The 21,475-nt window shown below is 38.9% G+C and carries 8 protein-coding genes; 1 reads left to right on the top strand and 7 read right to left on the bottom strand.

Going from position 1 to position 21,475, the window contains the following annotated elements:
* Positions 1 to 163 precede the first annotated feature (163 nt).
* Complete coding sequence (locus RRG12_RS23500; protein WP_420759152.1) at positions 164 to 1,309, top strand: ISH3 family transposase; 1,146 nt, start codon at positions 164 to 166, stop codon at positions 1,307 to 1,309.
* Positions 1,310 to 1,594: 285 nt separating this feature from the next.
* On the opposite strand, the gene RRG12_RS23495 is transcribed toward RRG12_RS23500, so the two are convergent.
* From RRG12_RS23495 to RRG12_RS23465, 7 genes are all read right to left on the bottom strand, one after another.
* On the bottom strand, positions 1,595 to 2,020 hold the full coding sequence (locus tag RRG12_RS23495; protein WP_420760862.1) for a hypothetical protein: 426 nt from the start codon (positions 2,018 to 2,020) through the stop codon (positions 1,595 to 1,597).
* A gap of 25 nt (positions 2,021 to 2,045) precedes the next feature.
* Positions 2,046 to 3,749: a GUN4 domain-containing protein gene (locus tag RRG12_RS23490; RefSeq protein WP_420760861.1), complete on the bottom strand. Its 1,704-nt coding sequence runs from the start codon at positions 3,747 to 3,749 to the stop codon at positions 2,046 to 2,048.
* A 264-nt stretch (positions 3,750 to 4,013) separates the two neighbouring features.
* Positions 4,014 to 5,192, bottom strand: a complete 1,179-nt coding sequence (locus tag RRG12_RS23485; protein WP_420760860.1) for a 2-isopropylmalate synthase — start codon at positions 5,190 to 5,192, stop codon at positions 4,014 to 4,016.
* 71 nt (positions 5,193 to 5,263) lie between these two features.
* Positions 5,264 to 9,511: an amino acid adenylation domain-containing protein gene (locus RRG12_RS23480; protein WP_420760859.1), complete on the bottom strand. Its 4,248-nt coding sequence runs from the start codon at positions 9,509 to 9,511 to the stop codon at positions 5,264 to 5,266.
* 147 nt (positions 9,512 to 9,658) lie between these two features.
* Complete coding sequence (locus RRG12_RS23475) at positions 9,659 to 10,285, bottom strand: Uma2 family endonuclease (protein WP_069068161.1); 627 nt, start codon at positions 10,283 to 10,285, stop codon at positions 9,659 to 9,661.
* 57 nt (positions 10,286 to 10,342) lie between these two features.
* Entirely contained in the window at positions 10,343 to 18,091 is a 7,749-nt protein-coding gene (locus RRG12_RS23470) for an amino acid adenylation domain-containing protein (RefSeq protein ID WP_420760858.1), read from the bottom strand.
* 134 nt (positions 18,092 to 18,225) lie between these two features.
* On the bottom strand, positions 18,226 to 21,441 hold the full coding sequence (locus RRG12_RS23465) for an amino acid adenylation domain-containing protein (protein ID WP_420760857.1): 3,216 nt from the start codon (positions 21,439 to 21,441) through the stop codon (positions 18,226 to 18,228).
* Positions 21,442 to 21,475: the final 34 nt, after the last annotated feature.

Here is a 21,475-nt window from a genome sequence, read left to right as displayed (position 1 = left end):
TTTTCAGTAAATCGCAAAGTTTTGCTAAAGAGCGATCGCTAAGTAGACACTCAGTAGAAGTTAGTTCTAAATAATACCTATTTTATAATTAAAACTTATATTCAATAAAAGAGGTTCAAAAACTGAAATTATCAAGAATGTACATCCACCCAAATAATGACCATTGACGACTTTACCAAAACAGCTTGCACTAACTGATTCAGAAACCCTTGACGAAGTTCTGGATTGTTTAAGTGAAAATATTTCTATTGAGACCCAAGGAGTTTGCGATCAGAAAACTCTATTTGAAATATTAGTGAGAGCAGCAAGTAGTGGAGATAGTATTGAGAATACAACAAAAGTTTTAAATAGTAGTCCATGTGGTAGCGATATCAGGTATCACTTAGATAAAATCAATAATTTTGAGCAGCTAGAAAATCAAATCAATTTAGCTCTCAAAAGTAGAATTCCTCATCGTATTAAAAATGCATATCATAAAATTGCCATTGATTTAAATTTAATTCCTTACTATGGGAAACCTGATAGTGATGAAGACCCTTATATTTATAGAAGTCAGGCTAAGTCAGGAACTTGTTCTTTTTATGCCTATGCAACTTTATATATATTAACCAAGGGGAAACGGATTACACTGGCGATTAGAGGAGTACGTTGGTTAGATACAAATGTTGCCATTATCACCTACTTATTAGCTGAACTTGAGACTATTAAAGTAAATGTAAAAACACTGTATTTGGATAGAGGATTTTTTAGTATCGCTGTAATCAGGTGGTTGCAAGCCTTGGATATTCCCTTTATAATGCCAGCGATTAGAAGAGGAAAAAAGGGTGGTGTAAATCAATTTCTTAAAGGCAGAAGTAGTTATAAAACTACTTACACAATGGGTGAAGAGAAAGATAATAATGTTACCTTTAGCTTATGGATTATCTGCAAATACAAAAAAGGGACAAGAAAACAACATGGTATTGAATACTTTGCTTATGTTGTTTATAAGTCGAAAATAAACCTATCTTACATTCATCAAGATTATCGAAAAAGATTTGGAATTGAAAGCAGTTATAGATTAAAAAATCTATGTCGAATCAGAACAAATAATAAGAAGCCCGTATTGAGATTATTATATGTTGGTATTTCTTTTGTGTTAGTCAATATTTGGGTTTATCTTCTTTGGTTTAAGATTAGTCGAAAACGAAAGGGTAGGCGATTAATTTATCGTAACCTTTTCTGTCTTAAACAAATGTTAGCTTTTCTACGTCAAGTTGTTGAGCGCAAATATGGAAGTGTTAAAGGTATTTATATTCCATCGGGTTAGCAATCGTTAAAAGTTGCTTAACTATAAGTAAAAGTAATTTATCCCAGCCTACGGGTTAAGATAGTTTCGCAGAAAATGTATCTCAAGTTACAAAATATTGGCGATCGCTCTCTTGGAAAAAACTTTGCGATTTACTGATTTTATGCTTGGTGCGATCGGCCAGTAGCTTCGCTGAATGCGTCACAAATGATGAATCGCGTTAAATTATCTAAAAACTAGAGTTGATGGACGATTTTAATTGTGTGGTCAAAGCTATGCAGTAATAGCAGAGTGATTTTATCAGCTCTAGGACATTCTAGTATTATTTATCTTTGTCCCAATAATTGATTGCTCTTTATCCTTGATCAAAAATTTAGAACTATTAATTCTGATAACTTCATAACTTTCTGGCATAAACACAGAACCTAAAGTAGCTATCATATCTGCAAGAGAAATCTTAAACGCTAGTGGTATCTTTAAATTAAAAAAGGATTTGGGCATAGTTTTAACATTTAAATGCAATTTTTTTTGAGTTACGTACCATACACCAGTAAATTTATTACCTGTTATCAGTTCTTTGGGTTTAGAGAAAAGAAGCATTTGAACCCTGTTCTGCTCATAAGTCATATCATCTTTAAATTCAATAGTTATTTTTTCTGAATACGTATCAAAACGCCATTTTCCCAAAAGCAAAATTTCTATTTCTACATCAGAATGCTTACTATTACTCATGTTGATCCTCAAATTAGCTTTAGCTCTAGTTTTTCCTATTATTAACAAATGTGTGATTAACACATGGCAAAGTTTCGCTACAACTTTTTGCACGAGAAAAAAATAAGTGCATCTGCCAAACTAACCAAGACTTTACTCGCCAAGCTCCCATTGAAAGGTGTTCTGTAGATGATTTTGCGGATAAGTCAAAGCTATCTTGGTCATAGTGTAACCATTTGGCTGGTAAGTGTCCCATCGGTGTCATCGGAGACAATTTAAAAGTTAATTGCTCATAGTCTAGCCAGTTCCCCTCTTTTCGCCAACCAAGGCGATCGCCGAGTCTCTTTTCTGTTTCATAGTCTACTTGACCACCCATTTCGCTCCAGATAGTTTGCTGAATACTGAAGCCGAAATAACCATAACTATATTGTTCCCAAAGTTGATCAATGGAGTGGAGTTCTTGACAAGAAAAGTTATCAATATCTTCCTTATAAACTTCATTCCAATAATTCTTATTCATGACTTTTAGCATTAGCTTAGTGGTTTCAATATCAGCTTCTTTCCACTTATGCTGCGCGAGGAGATCCTGCAATTGGGTATAATCAATATCTTGATTGCTGGAAAATTCTTTTGTCAATCTAACGTTGTTATTAGTCAGTCCCATCAATCCTGTTTCTTCAACAGTAGATAGAGGTGCTGTAGAGACAAAAGTTACTTCTGCTCTTTGATCGGTGAGTTGCTTGGATATATAGTTAGATATTAAATCAATACCCTTGTCTAAAAAGACGCCATTTTCGCTCAAATCAAAATTATGGATTTGCCAATCTAGTAATTGAGATTGAATAAAAGCATCTTTTAATCTGGCTTTTTTCTCATAGCTTGTTACCATAAAATCGAGAAAAGTTTCAGAAATTGCCTCGTTCTCTTCAAGGTTAAATAAATTGGATTGATTCTTTAAAATACTATCACCTAGATTTTTAATATCTCCGACAGTTGTATAGAAATATTCATCTACTTTTACGACTTCATCTATTAAAGATTGAAAGGGACTAAAGTAATCTTGTAAAGAATTTTCAAAATTAATTGCAGTATGGGCAATTTTTGCTATATCTTGACGAACCTTATAGGCTTTTCTTTGATATTCGTAAATTTCTTGATGTACTTCTAAATCTTTAACTATTTGCCGAACAATCTCTTTTTGATTTTTAGTATCTTCTGCAAGGTTTTTAATTCCTTCACCAAGCAATCGAATTTTTTCTAACATTAAAAAATACGCATTGCTCAACAGTAAAACTGCTTTGAAGTTTTCTTGCTTCTCCCATCTTAAGCCATCAAGAATTTTCGGATTTCTCTCATTTTTTAGCTCTAATTTTCTTCTTTTCTCTTCTAAACTTTTTATTTCCAAATACTTGTGTTTGAATAATGTTTTTAAATCGTCTGTAAGAGTTAGTAAAAAATTATGATAACTATCATGATAAGTTTCTAGAAAATCAATAACATGACTGTAGTCCTTAATAAATAATTGGATTTCATCAAAAATTTCTCCCTGGCTAATTTCTTCTTTTCGTTTAATTATCCCACCAAACTGGTGATGATATCGTACACCTTCTTTAATTAATCTTTGACGTTCTCTAATTTTTTTCTGAACTGTTTTTACACCGTTATTCTTGAGAACTGGTAATTGATAGCTTCGTTCATAAATTGAAATAGCTTCGTAAGTAATTAGTTGTCTTTGCTGTTTAGTTAACATAACCTTGATTTGCAAAAGTATGAATATTCGTTAATCTCTTACCCATTTCAACACCTCCGGGTGTTTGTCATAGAGCTATTGATTCAGCATGATTACGAACATGAGTCAGCGCATAGTTGTAAAAATCAGTTGAGGCTATTGAGGCTGACTGAATAACTTTGGTATTGTACTATATTTACTGAACCAAGAAAAAGTAAAAATTTAATAGGCAAATAAATATTGAATTAATATTTTTTCTACTTAGCTAATACATGACAATATGGATTATTTAAAGACCCCATCTTGCCATAGTTCCAATATCTCTTTGGCTGTAAAATAGCGTTCTTGCTCCACAGAAAGAGATTTAATCACTGAGCGCATTTTTTCATATTGCTTCATTGATTGAGGATTTTGCAGTTGCTTTTCAAATAGATATTGAAAATTACTGACTCCACTCCATTTGCCGAAGAGAACCTCTATAGTGTTGTAAGGCAAAGCAGCATAGCTTTGAGGGTCGCAAAACAAAGAATTGACATGGATACCTGATTCGTGGCGTTGAGCGGTTTGAGAGTAAGGTGGCGCTGGACGAACTCCCAATTGCTCGATGTAATCAGTCACCGCGACGATAGCATCATAGTTAATCCCCTTCACTTCAATTCCGAAGCGGACTCGCAACCCATTTAAAACCTGCTCAATGGCAACATTTCCGGCTCGTTCCCCAATCCCGCAAAAAGTACCCGATACTAAAGTTGCTCCAGCTATGACGGATTGGAGAGTATTTTCTAGAGCCAAGCCCATATCATTGTGGTAGTGTACCCCAAAAGCAACCGCAGTTGTACGTTGGAGCAGGTCGTTAATCCAGACATAGCTCTTTTCTGGACTGAGGACTCCGACTGTATCACAAAGCAGAAAGTGTTCAATATAAGGGCCAAAAGAGCGGATACATTGCACTAAAAAGTCAAAATCGGTTCTTGAGGCATCCTCAGCGGCGAAGTCTACAGTGAGTCCAGCAACCGTAGTGGCATAGCGCAAATTTTCGACAATTACATCAATAGCATTTTGGCGAATTCTATTGATAACGTTAACGGGGACATCATCATCAATAGTTTTTCCTTTAAACTCCTTCATCAGACGAATCTGAGGATCTCGTAGAAACAAGAGTCGATCAGAAAGACCATGAAAAAGGATAATGCGCTTAACACCACAGTCTTTTGCTTGATCAATATATTTCTTTTCCATTAAGGTAGCGGCAGTAATTAATCTATCCAATCCCTCTGATACTAATGTTTTAGTCAGTTCAGATTCTTGCTCACATACACAGGGCATAACATCGAGTCCATCGACTCCCGTTTGAGCAATTAGATGGGCGAGTTTTTGTTTAGTTTGGCAAGAGAAAAAAATGCCTGCTTGTTGTTCCCCATCCCGCAGAGTTTCATCGTAAATTTTGATAGGAAGTGTTTTCATTAGACCTCTCGCAAAATTATGTTAAATAAGGAGTCTGAATTCAGAATTCAGAATTCAGGAGTCAGAATACTCTAATCTGATCCATCTACCATAAAGGCTTGTAATTGTGTAGCTAATAGTTTGACATGGGGTTCATAAAGCATTTGACCGTGGTTTCCAGGTACAGAGATTACCTTGACAGGCTTTTGAGTATAGGTTTGCCATCCCCAATCGGGTAGATGGTAATCAGAAAAGGCTTGTAGTTCTTGTAAAATAATCTCCTTAACTTCTTGAGCGCGGAATAAAACAATGGGAGCAGAAATTGGATTAGTAGGCTGATAATTTGCATAGTTGAGCGTTAGTAATTTCATCACTTTCATATTGATTTTTAGTAAGGAAAGGGTGGAGTGTTCGGGTAAAATATTATTTCTGTACAAACATTCTGCTGCCAGTTCCCACCTGGCTTGGTCATTTGATTGAGCAGCTAAATCGTCATATTGCAGTCCTAAATAAACTCCCTTTAAGACTTCAATTCGTCGAATCAATTGCCAGATCCAATCAATCTCTGCTCTATCAGTAAAATACTCAGGTTTAGAAACTATTCCAGCGTCCAAGATAGCTAGTAAACTAACTATTTCACCTTGCTGTTCGAGTTGGGAAGCCATTTCAAAAGCAACAGCACAACCTGAAGAGTATCCTGCTAATATATATGGACTTTTAGCTTGCTGTTGACGTAATAGATTAATCAGTTGACTTGCATGAGTTGCTACTGATTCAGGAAGTAAGCTAGAGCCGTCTCGTCCTGGAGTTTCGAGTCCATATATTGGCCGCTCAGTTCCTAAATTGATTGCCAAATCTCGAAAATAAAAGCCGTGTCCGTTTGCGCCAGGAAGAAAAAATAGAGGTGTTGCATGTCCTTGATGTTGGAATGACAGTAAATCAGGATTTGACTGTTGAACCTCAGTATTACAAAGTTGTTCTGCTAGTTGAGCAATAGTAGGATTTTGAAATAAACTACTTAAAGAAAGTTGTTGCTCAAATACTTCTTGAATATTATTTAGTAGTTTAATCGCTAATAAAGAATGACCGCCCAAGTCGAAAAAATTATCATGAATCCCAATGTCTTGATGTTCGAGTACAGTAGACCAGATTTGCACCAATTGTTTTTCAATTTCGTTCCGTGGGGGTTCATATAAACCCTGATTTACACGATTTGGAGCAGGTAAAGATTTCCGGTCAATTTTGCCATTGGGAGTTAAAGGTAACTCATCCAATACGATGATTTGAGCAGGTATCATATAATCGGGTAGCCGGGATTTGAGATGATTCTTCAATTGGGTAGAAAAATCATTGTTTATTCCCGTTACATAAGCAATTAAACTTTGGTTACTTTCAGTTTTAGATAAAGTGACAATTGCTTCTTTAACTGATGGATGTTGCAACAAAATCGATTCAATTTCACCGAGTTCAATCCGAAAACCCCGTAATTTAATCTGTTCGTCAATGCGACCTAAATACTCAAGGTTTCCATCAACTCCCCATCTTGCTAAGTCGCCAGTTTTATAAATTCGCTCAATTTTACCGAATAACTCAACTTTGATAAATTTCTCGGCGGTTAAATCAGGACGTTTGAGATATCCTCGTGCCAAACCCACTCCCGCAATACACAATTCTCCAGGGATGCCAGGGGGTAATGGTTGATTGTGAGCATCTAATATATAGATGCGGATATTAGATATTGGTTGACCAATAGATGGTTTTTTACCATTAGGATGACAGAGTGCGATACTAGCACAAATTGTAGATTCTGTTGGCCCGTAGCCATTGAATAAACTTCGTCCTATTGCCCATTTTGCCACTAATTCTGTTGGGCAAGCTTCACCAGCAACAACTATAGTTTGGCAATCAGGTAAAGCAGCTTGCGGTAATAAAGATAAGACTGAAGGCGGTAACGTAATATGGGAAATTTTGTGTTCTTCTAAGAAGTTCACTAAGTCTTGACTAGGTAATAAGGTTTCTTGCTTTGCTAGATACAAACAAGCCCCTGCGGCGATCGCAGTAGCAATTTCCCAAATTGAGGCATCAAAGCTAAAAGAAGCAAACTGAAGCAATCGGCTTTGAGGTTTAATTTGCAAAACTTTGTCGATCGCCAAAGTTAAATTCACCAGTCCTCCATGCTCAATCATCACCCCTTTGGGTTGTCCCGTCGAACCAGAAGTATAAATTACATAAGCTAAATTATCAGGAGTACTTTGAGGATTAGGATTATCTATTAACGCAAAACTAAAAGTTACTCGATCTAAACAAATTATCTGGTATTTCAGTTTAGCTAGAGGTAATTGGTCTAATAGGAAACTTTGGGTTAGTAATACCGATGTCCCAGAATCCTCTAACACGAATTCAATCCGCTCTTTAGGATAATTTGGATCAATTGGCAGGTATGCTGCACCCGCTTTCAGGATACCGAGTAAACCAATAATCATTTCAAAAGACCGTTCAACACAGATAGCAATTAAAGTGTCTGGCTGAATTTGGTGATTTTGAATTAGATAATGAGCTAGTTGGTTTGCTTTTTGATTGAGTTGCTGATAAGTTAATTGCTGAGATTCAAAGACTAAAGCGATATTATGAGGATTTTTTTCAACTTGTTGTTCAAATAAGTCAACTAGAGTTTTATCTTGGGGATAATCAGTTTGAGTTTGATTCCAGCGTTGTAGTTGCAGATATTCGGGTGCTGTCATCAAAGGGAGCGTATTAATAGGTTGTTGAGAGTTATCAATAATTCCCTGAAGTAGAACTTCAAACTGTTCCGCCATATTTTGTATAGTACTTTTATCAAATAGATCGGTGGCGTATTCCCAAATTAAATTTAACTGGTTATCAGATTCTATGACTAGAAGTACTAAGTCAAATTTAGCAAAGGGATAGGTTAATGGGAGCCATTCAATCTCTATTCCTGGCAAACTTAGGTCAGGACTTTCATTATTTTCCAGTGCTAACATGACCTGGAATAAGGGGTTATGGCTCATACTGCGTTCTGGTTGCAACTGTTCTACCAGATATTCAAAGGGAATGTCTTGATGGGAGTATGCATCTAAACAAGTTTGGCAAGTTTGTTGCAGAAACTCGATAAAACTTTGCTCAGGCTTGATTTGATTACGTAGTATCAAGGTATTGACAAAAAAACCGATTAATCCTTCCGTTTGGCTATGGGTGCGGTTAGCAATAGGAGAACCAATACATAAGTCTTCTTGACGACTGTAACGAGAAAGCAGAATACTGAAAGCCGCCAACAAAGTCATAAACAAACTTGCACCTTGCTGTTGACTGAAAGTTTTGATGGCAAGAGTTAAGTCAGGCGATAGGGAATAGCGATCGCGATCGCCTCGGTAACTTTGCAATGCTGGACGGGGATAATCGGTAGGTAACTCCAGTAATGGGGGAGCATCCTTGAGTTGATTTTTCCAGTAGTTGATCTGGGTTTCCAATACTTCCCCTTGTAACCAATTTCGTTGCCAGTTTGCGTAGTCGCTGTATTGAATGGGCAATGGTGCAAGGTTTGGGGTTTGACCTTGGGCAAAGGCGGTATAAACTTGTCGTAACTCACGGACAAACACCCCCATTGACCAACCATCACTGATAATGTGGTGCATATTAATGAGTAGCACGTATTTCTGCTCTTTGAGTTGCAGCAGATTCGCTTTAAACAAAGGCCCAGTATTTAAGTCAAACGGTTCTTGAACATGAGCATCAATTAAACGCTGGATATTGGGGGAGTCGGAAATCGTTATTGGTAAAACTCTTTCCCAGTCCCCAATTCCCAGTCCCCATTCCCCATTCCCCAGTCCCCATTCCCTTAAAACTTCGATGTCGTCTAAATTTGCGTAGTTTACCGCCGCAGGCATCGCAACCTGGGGATGTCCCGCCACTGTGGGGAAATACATTCTCAGACTGTCATGCCGATTCAGCAGATAAGCCAAACTAGAGCGCAAAGCATCAATATTAAGGTTTCCATCCAGTTGCAAAGCGATCGGCATATTGTAACTGGCTGATGGGCCTTGGAGTTGCGCTAACAGCCAGAGGCGTTGTTGAGCAAAAGAAAGGCACTTGGGCGCATCATCTGGCAAGGTCGGAATTTCTTCTGTCATGACAGTTGTGGTTTTGACAGAATTTAAGAATGCTAATATATCTGCTTTGTTGGCTTGAATTTCCTGCTTGAGTTCAGAAGTTAAGGCGTTTTTACTAGTACGAATTCGTAACTTATCGTCATCAGCCCAAATTCGACATCCTATGTTCTGCAAACGCAACATTAAATAAGCCACTTGCTCATTTTTTGTCATACTTTAAGTAAGTCGGTGCAATTAAAGCTAACTGGTGGGGCTGTCATTTGTCATTTGTCATTGATAAGGGTTTTAAGCCTATTTACGTTTCATAACATAAGTTGCTTTATTCCCATCTATTTACGTATCAAATTTTCTCCTAATTTTTTAACTATTCTGAATTCTGAATTCTGACTCCTGAATTCTTACGCCCATCATATCCATTACTTCCAATTCTACATTTTCGTAAAGGTCAGCAAATGAGGCGGTTAAGTTAATACTTTGGAGTTCAAAAACTTGGTTATCAGGTGTATAGGTTTGTAGCACCCATAGCCCTTGTTCATTACGGCGAAAGGTTTCAAATCGTTGATGTTTGCTATTAACTAAAACGTATTCCTCTAAGCTGTCAAGGGTTTGATAGTCGTTGAATTTGTCACCTCGATCAAAGGCTTCGGTGGAATCTGATAGGACTTCAACAATAAGCTTAGAAAAGCTTTTATAGGTTGGGGTTTCTCGGTCTTTAGGGTCACAGGTTACGAGAATATCGGGGTAATAAAAGCGATTACGTTTTTCAATCCTGGCTTTAATATCGGCAAAGTAAACTCGACAGTCTGATCCTCGCAAGTGGTTGCGAATTAATAAAGCGAGATTTAGTCCAATAGTATTATGGGTGTCAGTTGTTCCCGCCATTGCGTAAACTTGACCATTAATATATTCGTGTTTAATGTTACTTTTTTCTTCTAGTTGAAGGTATTCATCAGGAGAGATAAAAATGGAATCAGATATGGCAATCATAGGTTTTCTGATTAAAAGATAAATTTTGCTTAAGGATGTGTTTTCAGGTATGGTAGTTTAAAGTTCGATTTCCTCTTCATCTAAGTTGAGAGGCTGCATACTTTCATCAGTGAAATTAACCCAAATGCAGGTATCAAGATAACTTGCTAATTCAGTGATGGTGGGAAACTCAAATATTTTACGTAGAGGTAACTCGACTTTGAATTTATCACGGATGCGGGCAATTAATTGGGTGGCTAATAAAGAATGTCCACCCAAGTTGAAGAAGTTATCATAGCGGGCGATGGCTTCACATTTAAGCAGCTTCGCCCACAATTCGGCAAGCAATTTCTCTGTCGAGGTTACAGGCAATTCAATATCTTTTGATGCAATGGTTGCATTTGCTATAAGTAAAGCTTTACGGTCTACTTTTCCATTTGGTGTTAGTGGTAGTTTATCTAACACAGTGAAATGGCTAGGAATCATATAATCAGGCAGGTTTTGACCTAGAAAATCACGCCATTCAGCGAATATTGTTGGATCAACTTGATTGCTGCGATATTGTAACGGCTGGTTTGAGTAATCTTGCCAAGATTTCAGGCGCAAATTTTCACCCTGAGCAAATCTTGGTAATATTGCCTGTCCAGGGATATTCCTTTGAAAAACAACATCGTAATTAGCAAAACCTGTGGGGCTATATTGAATGAAAATGGTATAGGGTAAATCTCGCACTAAAGTTCGGAAAACTTCGGGTTCGATGCCTGATTTAGCTTTGGCAACTGCCGCTTTTAAGTCTAAAATCTTACCATCTAATTGAGCAATTTCTTCTAACAGCACCATTTCTGAAATTAGACGCGCATTGGGAATATTGTTAATGCCTAATAAATCCGGTTGCTGAGTTTTTAAAATTCTCTCGATTGTTTCCAAATTCAGTTGTTCAACTTGCCAATCTAAGCATTGTAATTCGGCAACGGGAGTAGCTGCCCGATCTAGATGTAAAACAACGTCATAACGAAAACGACTCATTTCCGTTTGAGCATAACCTCGTTGCAATTGAATTTGCACATGACTAATCCGAGGAAATCTTTGTTTGAGGGCGATAAAGAAATCAGGGTCAATTAGTAACTCGCCTTCGGTGCGGATGCTTTGTTGAATCTGTTGACGCAAGTCCTTAATTGATAATTCGTCGGGGGCGCGATAAAATTCGGCTGCGGTGTGGAAAGCTTCTAATAAATGGAGATTTCGCACATCTCCAACAAAGATTTTTCCTTGAGTTTTCACAGCATTGATAGCCCCTTCGATTACTAACAACAAGTAATCCAAAGAAGGAAAATATTGAATAACAGAATTGAGCATTACCAGGTCATAATTATTTGTCTCAATGCCGTCAAACTGGTTAGCTGAACTTTGTTTTAAAGTAACTTTTTCTTTGAGAGATTGCTGTTGGAGATGTTGTTCAATATAATGTAACCCTGCTGCTGCAATATCTGTACCTAAGTACTTTTGACAATGGGGAGCAATTTTTAACAATAACATCCCTGTCCCACAACCGATTTCCCAGACCCGTTTGGGTGCAAGTTCAAGAATTTGGTCAACAGTTTTATCTCGCCATTCTTGCATCACAGGTTTGGGATAAGGTTTTCCTGTATAGCTATCATTCCAACTAGCTAAATTGAGGGTTGGATCATCTTCTGGATCTTGTGATTGATGGTAGGCATCATTGAAAACTTGTTGCCATAATTCCACCTGTTCACCTTGAAGATATTCATCCTCTTTACCTGTTGGGACAATGTATGCCACCAGACGTTGATCGAAATCAGTGTCTTCCCGAACTAGGACAACCGCTTCCTCAATTTTTGAGTGTTTGAGTAAAGATGCTTCAATTTCACCTAATTCAATGCGGAAACCACGAAGTTTGACTTGGCGATCGCTCCGTCCTAAGTATTGCAAATTACCATCAGGTAGCCAACGGGCTAAATCGCCAGTTTTATAAATTCGCTCAGTTTTACCGAATAATTCGACTTTGAGAAATTTTTCGGCGGTTAAATCGGGACGATGCAAATAACTCTGTGCTAAACCTGCACCTGCAATGCAGAGTTCTCCTGGTATTCCTGGGGGAAGGGGTTGGTTGTAGCTATCTAGAATGTAGATGCGGGTGTTAGCGATCGCTTTACCGATAGTTGGTTCATGCTGGGCATTTTTGGCGACTTTCGTAAATGTAGAGTAAGTTGTGTCTTCAGAAGGGCCATAGAGGTTATAAACTTCTCTTACAGATGTGGTTTGATATAAAGCCTGTACCAGACTATTTTTTAATGGTTCGCCAGCCAAATTGATAACTTGAACACTTGCGGGAATAGCATTCATATTCAGCAGTTGGGCAGCAGCACTTGGTACAGTATTAATCAAAGTTATCGGTACAGGACTCTTACGTGCTTGCTCAATGTAGAGTGCATTTTCCACCACGATCGCACTACCACCTTGAGTCAGTGGAACAAAAATTTCAAAAATGGAGAGATCGAAACAGATTGAGGTTGATGCTAAGACACCTGCAAGCTGTTCTGCGCTGTAAACTGAATGCGCCCATTTTACTAAAGCTACTGGGCTATATTGTGCGATCGCAACACCTTTAGGTCGCCCTGTAGAACCAGAAGTATAAATTACATAAGCCAAATCATCAGGGCTACTTTGAAAATTCGGATTATCTGTTGGCTGATTTGCCCATATTTCTTTCTCTAGAAATATTACTTGACAGGGATTTTTTAGTTTTTCTAGAAGAAGTTGCTTTTTATTGACATTTTTTGTTAGTAATACTTCTGCATTACTATCTTGAAGCATTAAATGAATGCGTTCTTGGGGATAACTTGGATCAATCGGCAGGTATGCCCCACCTGCTTTGAGAATAGCAAAGATACCGATGAGCATTTCCAGAGAACGCTCCACACAAATCGCTATTAATGGATTATCAGGCAATTGTTGCTCTGTTTTCAGTTCCAACAAATAATGCGCTAACTGATTAGCTTTCTGGTTCAGTTCTTGATAACTCAGGCTTTGGTCTTCAAACACCACCGCAATATTATCGGGTGTTTGTGCTGCCTGTTGTTCAAACATCGTTACCAACGTCTGATTTTGAGGATAATCAATGTTGGTTTGATTCCAAAGTTGCAGTTGTTGGATTTCTGCTGTTGTCATCAAGGGCAGTTTACTGATCGGTTGTTGAGAATTGTCGGTAATTGCTTCGAGCAAGACTTCAAAGTGTCCCGCCATGCGTCCAATTGTCTCTGCCTCAAATAAATCGGTGGCATATTCCCACATACAATGTAGTTGACCATCCCTTTCGCAGAGATCGAGTGTCAGGTCAAACTTGGCAAAGGGATAGTTTTGATCCAACCATTTAATATCAAGTCCTGGTAGATTAACTTTTGTCCCTGCCCCTTCGGTATTTTGCAACACGAGCATGACTTGGAATAAGGGGTTATGGCTCAAACTGCGTTCTGGTTGTAACTGTTCTACCAAATATTCAAAGGGAATATCTTGATGAGCGTAAGCATCTAGGCAAGTTTGGCGATTTTGTTGGAGTAACTCACTAAATACTTGCTCTGGCTTGATTTTGCTCCGCAATACTAAGGTATTGACAAAAAAGCCAATTAATGATTCTGTGTGGCTATGGGTGCGGTTAGCGATCGCACTACCAATACATAAATCCTCTTGACGGCTGTAACGAGATAGTAAAATACTAAAAGCCGTCAACAGAGTCATAAACAAAGTAACTCCCTGTTGTTGACTAATAGCTTTAAGTCTCTGAGTCAGTTCATTGCTCAAACGATATTCCTCACGCCCACCTTGATAACTTTGTTGGGCTGGACGGGGATGATCAGTGGGCAAATCCAGCAATCGGGGAGCATCACCTAGTTGTTGTTTCCAGTAATTTTCCTGATTGTCTAAAATCTCCCCTTGTAACCAATTGCGCTGCCAAGCTGCATAATCACTATATTGAATCGGCAACGGTGACAAATTTGGAGCATTCCCCGCAGCAAAAGCAGCATAAGTCTGTTCCCATTCACGTTTAAACACTCCCATTGACCAGCCATCACTAATAATGTGGTGCATATTAATCAGCAGCACATTTTTCTGTTCGCCCAGTTGCAGCAGTTTCGCTTTGAATAGGGGGCCAGTATTTAAGTCAAAGGGTTCTTGAGCGTGGTTATCTGATAACCGTTGTACGGTTTCTGCTTGAGTCTGGAGATTAAGTGACTGTAAATCTGTAATCGCCAGCACTTCTATATCATCTAGATTTTGGACGGCTACTTGCGCCTCTCCTTCTAGTGCGGGGAAATAGGTGCGTAGAATGGCATGGCGATCGAGGAGATAATCAAAACTTGCACGCAACGCTTCTATATTCAACTTGCCTTCAAGTTCTAGCGCCGTTGACATATTGTAGGTAGCCGAGGTTCCGGTGTCTTCAAGTTGGGCTAAAAACCAGAGTCTCAATTGGGCAAATGACAGATTTTTAGGAGCATTTTCAGGTTGTGGCGTGATGGGTGGTAAAGCAATTACCGAAGCGGCTTTGTCAATTTCTGTTGCCAAATCAGACAAAACACTCTGTTCAAATACCTTGCGGACAGGTACTTCTACCCCAAAAGTGTCACGAATGCGGGTAACTAATTGGGTTGCTAATAGAGAATGTCCACCCAATTCAAAGAAGTTATCTTGACGACCAACAGACTTAGCTTTTAAGAGACTTTGCCATAAGGTAGCCAACAGTTCTTCAGTTGGCGTGACTGGCATTTGAAAGTCCGTAGAAGTGGCTGCATTTGGTGTTGGTAGCGCTCTACGATCTAGTTTTCCGTTAGGGGAAAGGGGCAACTGATCCAATACGATAATCTGGCTAGGAATCATATAATTTGGTAGGCGAATCTTCAGGTAGTCTTTGAGTTGACTCGCTAAATTACTGGATTTTTCCTTTGCCGTGACATAAGCTACTAACCTGGGATTATTATCAGTTTCATATAAAATAATAACCGCTTCTTTAACTAAAGAATTTTGCAATAATAGCGATTCAATTTCACCCAGTTCAATTCGGAAGCCCCGTAATTTAATTTGAGCATCAATGCGACCTAAATACTCAAGGTTTCCATCAGAGTTCCATTTTGCTAAGTCGCCAGTTTTGTAAATTCGCTCAGTTTTGCCAAATAATTCAACTTCAATAAATTTCTCGGCGGTTAAATCGGGACGGTTGAGATAGCCTCGTGCTAAACCCACTCCCGCAATACACAATTCTCCAGGAATACCAACTGGTAACGGTTGATCATGAGTATCTAATATATAGATGCGGATATTAGATAACGGTTGACCGATAGAGGGTTTTTTTCCATTGGGTTCACAACTAGATATACTGGCGATGACTGTCGATTCTGTCGGCCCATAGCAGTTGAAGAAACGCCGTTTTTTTCCCCAGTGTGTCACCAACTCTGCTGTACAAGCTTCACCACCAACGATTACGGCTTGCAAATCAGGTAATGAGGCTTGAGGTAATACAGATAAGACGGAAGGAGGTAAGGTGAAATGGGAAATTTTGCGATCGCACAACAAGTCCACCAAAGTCTGACTAGGTAACAAAGTTTCCTTCTTGGCTAAGTACAAACAAGCACCTGCGGATAAAGCAGTGGCAATTTCACCAATAGACAAATCGAAACTAAAAGAACCAAACTGAAGCCAACGGCTGTAGTGTTGAACTTGAAAAATTTCAGCCCAGGCTAAAGCTAGATTGACAATTGCGCGATGCTCAATCATCACTCCTTTGGGTCGTCCCGTTGAACCAGAGGTATAAATTATATAAGCTAAATTATCAGGGTTATTTTGAGGATTGGGATTATCTGTTAACGCCGAACTAAAAGTTTCTCGATCTAAACAAATGATCTGGTTTTTCAGTTTCGCTAAAGGTAATTGGTCTAATAGGAAACTTTGGGTGAGCAACAACGATGTCCCAGAATCTTCTAACATGAACTCAATGCGTTCTTTAGGATAATTGGGGTCAATCGGTATATAAGCTGCACCTGCTTTGAGGATAGCGAGTACACCAATAATCATTTCTAAAGACCGTTCAACGCAGATACCAATTAAAGTATCTGGCTGAATTCGGTGATTTTGAATTAGATAATGAGCTAGTTGGTTCGCTTTTTGATTAAGTTGTTGGTAAGTTAGGCTTTGGGATTCCAACACCAAAGCGAGATTATTAGGGTTTTTGGCAACTTGAGCTTCAAACAAATCAACCAAAGTTTGATTGAGGGGATAATCAGTTTGAGTTTGATTCCAGTTTTGGAGTTGCTGAAGTTCCTCCTCTGTCATCAACGGTAGAGTATCGATTGGTTGTTGAGGATTATCGACAATTCCTTGAAGTAAAACTGCAAAATGTCCCGCCATCCGTTGAATGGTTTTAGCCTCAAACAAATCGGTTGCATATTCCCATTCTCCTGTTAACCCTTGGGCTGTTTCCCGGAAAATCAGCGACAAATCAAACAAAGTTGTTGTGTTTTCCCACTGGAAACGTTTAAGGGTTAATCCATAGACATTGGTAGCTTCTTCCCCATGCCCAATGCCCCATTCCCCATGCCCAAAAACTCCATCCCCTTTTGGGTGGAGTTTTTCATTTTGCAAACTAAAAGCCACTTGAAATAGGGGATGATGAGAAAGTGATCGCTCCTTACCCAATTCATCAACTAGTTTCTCAAAGGGTAAATCTTGATGATCGTAAGCATCTAGAATTACTTGCTTCACCCGTTCAAGTAATTCTAAGAAAGTTGGATTTCCTTGTAGATTGGTACGTAATGCTAGGGTATTGACAAAAAGCCCAATTAATGCTTCTATGTGGCTATGGGTGCGGTTAGCGATCGCAGAACCAACAACAATATCCTCCTGTCCACTGTAGCGCGAAAGTAACAGCGTAAATGCTGCAAGCATTGTCATAAACAGAGTTGTTCCTGACTTCTGACTTAAACGCTTTAACTTCTGTGTTAAATCCTGATTGAGTTCCAAAAACTCGCTACGCCCTCTGAAACTTTGAACTGATGGGCGAGATTTATCAGTGGGCAATTCTAACAGAGGCGAGACTTCAGCTAATTGTTTTTGCCAGTAATTGAGTTGGGTTTCGAGTACCTTACCTTGTAACCATTGTCTTTGCCAGTAGGCAAAATCGGCATATTGCAGTGGTAATTCAGTTAAGGGAGAAGATTCTCCGGCGGAAAATGATGTATAAAGGCTGAACAATTCACGGCGAAATATTTCCATTGACCAGCCATCACAAACGATATGATGGATGACAAGCAACAACAGATAAGATTGGTCATTCAGTTGCAACAACTTTACACGCAGCAAAGGTGGGTTTGATAAATCAAAAGGCTGTTGCAATTCTTTTGTCGCTAACTGAGTGGCTCTACTTAACTGATTTTCTTCAGTCAATTGTCGCCAATCTAGCACTTGCATTGTCAATTGAGGATGAGGATGAATCACTTGTATAGGCGACTCATCGACAATAGAGAAGCTAGTACGTAAGACTTCATGACGTTGAACAATTGCTCTAATAGCTTGTTCTAAAGCACTTATATTCAGAAATCCCTTAATCTGCCAGAAAAACGGGACGTTATAGACACAATTTGCGCCTTCTAATTGATCTAAAAACCACAGTCTTTGTTGAGCAAAGGAGAGGGGAAGGGGTTGTTCTCTCGATACGGATGTGAAGAGTGGAGATTGTTGTTGCTTCTTCAGTTTTTGTAGAACTAATTCTCGCTTATCTGGAGAAAGGCTTTCAAGACGTTTTAATAAATCGCTCATAATAATTATTGGAAATCACTTTTTTTAATCGACTCAAAAAGACTCAATTCATAACAAACCCTCTCTAAAAAACTCCGCGTACCTTTGCGATTACTCTGCGTTCCTTTGCGTTTAAAAACTCTACAAGCTTCTACTCACAAAAGCAATTGTTGTGTCACCTCTTCCTCTGACAACTGATCAACTTCCCTTAAAATCTGTGCTAAATCATCATTTTCTGCTTGTTCAATTTGTTGTTCGCTCACTTTTTGTGCAAGTTCAGCAATAGTCGGATTTTCAAACAGATAACGGAGAGAAAAATCTAGAGAAAAGGCTTCTCTTAAACGAGAAACAACTTGAGTAGCGAGTAAAGAATGTCCCCCTAACTCGAAAAAGTTATCGTGAATTCCCACCTGTTTTACTTTGAGAACTTCAACCCAAATCGTGGCTAATTCTTGTTCCGTTGGCGTGCGAGGAGCAACAAAATCAACCTCTAGATTTCTTTGAGAAGTATCTGGAGCGGGCAAAGCACGGCGATCGGTTTTACCATTAGGCGTTAGGGGAAATGCCTCTATAAATACGAAAATAGCAGGAATCATATAATCAGGCAGCTTTTTCTTGAGGAAATTTCGCACGGTGCTAGGTGTTGGTTGATTATCCTTAGTAACTAGATAAGCCACTAAATACTTGTTCCCAGGTTCATCTTCCCGTGCCGTAACTACAACTTGCTGAATGTCAGAATGTTGAATTAAAATTGCTTCAATTTCTGCTAATTCAATCCGAAATCCGCGAATTTTTACTTGTGTATCAATTCGACCGATAAATTCTATATTTCCATCAGGGAGACGGCGTGCTAAATCTCCGGTTTTGTAGAGTTTGTCTCCCTCAATAAAAGGATTGGCAATAAATTTTTCACTAGTTAATCTTGGTTGATTTAAGTAACCTCTCGCAACACTTGCCCCACCCACATAAAGTTCCCCAGGAACGCCAATTGGAACTCTGTGTAAATCCCCATCTAGTATGTAAATTGTTCTATCGCCGATGGGTTTTCCAATGGGAATTGAATGGACATTTTCAGCAAGTTGTTTGGGAATCGGGTAACAACAAGTAAAAACTGTACATTCGGAAGGGCCATAAGCATGAATTAATTGCGTTCTCGGCAATAATTCTAAAGCGCGACGAACATGAGGTACAGAAACAGACTCTCCCCCAAATAGCAGTTGTTTTATGTCTGACAAACCTTGTGGCATTTTATCAATCATGACATTGAATAACGCAGTAGTCAGAAACAAGGTGTTAACCCCTTGTTCTTGGATGATGCGGCTTAAATTTTCAGGTGTGGGAATTCTTTCTGGGTAAAGCACACAACACCCACCGTAAAGCAAGGGCGGCCAAAGTTCTAGGGTTAGTGCATCCCAAGAAATCGATGAGTGTTGTAGCCAGATTTGTTCTGCATCAAGGTGAATATAATCAACCCCAAACATGAAACCAATAATGCTGCGATGGGTAACTTCTGTTCCCTTTGGTGTTCCCGTTGAGCCGGAAGTATAGATGATATAAGCTAAGTTTTCTGGATTAACTTCACTGAGCAAATTGTCTTCACTGTATTGAGCAATTATTTCCCAATCTGAGTCAAGATTCACCACAGTTTGATTATGGATTGACAGTCTATTTTTTAAATTATTCTGCGTTAGTAAAATCGATGTCTGTACATCTTCTATCATGAACGCCAATCTTTCTGGAGGAGAATCAGGATCTAGTGGTATGTATGCTCCACCGGCTTTGAGAATAGCCAGTATTCCTATTACCATTTCTAGCGATCGCTCGACACAAATTCCCACCCGCACTTCGGGTTTAACTCCCAATGCTTGTAGATAATGAGCTAATTGATTGGCGCGGTTATTCAACTCCCGATAAGTTAAATATTGTTGTTTATATACAATTGCTAATGCGTTTGGGCTTTTTTCTACCTGTTCTTCAAACAAAATATGAATACATTTGTAATTAATAGAATTTGTTAGTTTTTGATTTTCTAGCAGAATTAGCTGTTCTTGTTCAGTTGCACTGAGTAGAGATAATTGAGAAATATATTGTTGTAGATTAGTTACTATTCCTGTGAGCAATGTTTGGAAATTTTCAATTATGCGGGCAATTGCCTGTTGCTCAAAGCGGTTGGTGTCATAAACAACCCTGCCAGATAATTGTGAAGCAGGATTAATCACTACAGTCAGAGGATAATTAGTGCGTTCAAAACAACTAACATGACTAACTTCTAAAGTTTTCTTGGTTTCCTGTTTAGCCGCATCTATCGGATAATTTTCAAATACTAAAATGCTTTCAAATAGTGGTATACCTGGAGGAATATCACTCATTTGTTGAATTTCTGCCAGGGAATAATAAGCATATTGTTCCTGTTCAAATGTCTGGCTTTGTAAATGCTTGAGCCAGGGTAATAACTCTGTTTTTCCACTGACTTGTACCCGTATGGGGAGGGTGTTTATTAATAGCCCCACCATCGAATCTACTCCTACAAGCGTTGATGGACGACCGGATACAGTTGCACCAAATACCACATCATTTTCTCCACTGTAGCGGGAAATTAGTAATGCCCATGCTGCCTGCACCAAATTATTCAAAGTTAAATGGTGCTGTCGCGCCACATATTGCAGTTTTTCAGTTACCGTTTGAGATAATTGAAACGGTTGCTCATTATATATTCTTTGTTCTTTTTCTCTGTTACCTATTAAAAAAGTAGGAGTTGCAAATCCCTGGAGAGATTTTTGCCAAAAATTCTTTGCTTGATCAATATCCTGTTGCTGTAACCATTGAATATATTCTCGATAGGGGCGAACAGGTTGGAGGCGTAAATGTTCACCTTGCTGATTAGCCTCATAAAAAGCTAAAACTTCTTTGAGAACAATCTGCATCGACCAGCCATCAAAGAGGATATGATGATGGCTCCAAATAAATTGGTAAGTTTGCTCTCCTAGCTGGATGACAGTGAAGCGCATTAGAGGAGCTTGAGCTAGATCAAATCCTTTTTGGCGATCGCATTTCAAAAAATCCCCTAGCTGCTGTTGTTGTTCATCAGCTGTTAAATGCCGCCAGTCCAGCTTTTCCCACGGGAGATCCACTTGCTTACTCACCATTTGCAAAGGCTTTTCTATCTCTTCCCAATAAAAGGAACTGCGTAAAGCTGAATGTCGCGCCACAACCAGCTGCCAAGCTTGCACAAAAGCAGAAAAATTTAATTCTCCAGAGAGGGTGCAAAGCAACTGCTCAAAATAAACTTCCGACTCTGGTGCATAAAGGGTATGAAACAGCATCCCTTGCTGCATGGGCGAAAGTTCATAAAGGTCTTCGATATTGTTCATGAAATTGGGGATTGGGGATTGGGGAGAATGACAA

Source organism: Nostoc sp. CALU 546 (assembly GCF_048836525.1).
Note: the sequence above shows the minus strand (reverse complement) of the source record. Positions and strands in the feature narration are given on the sequence as shown.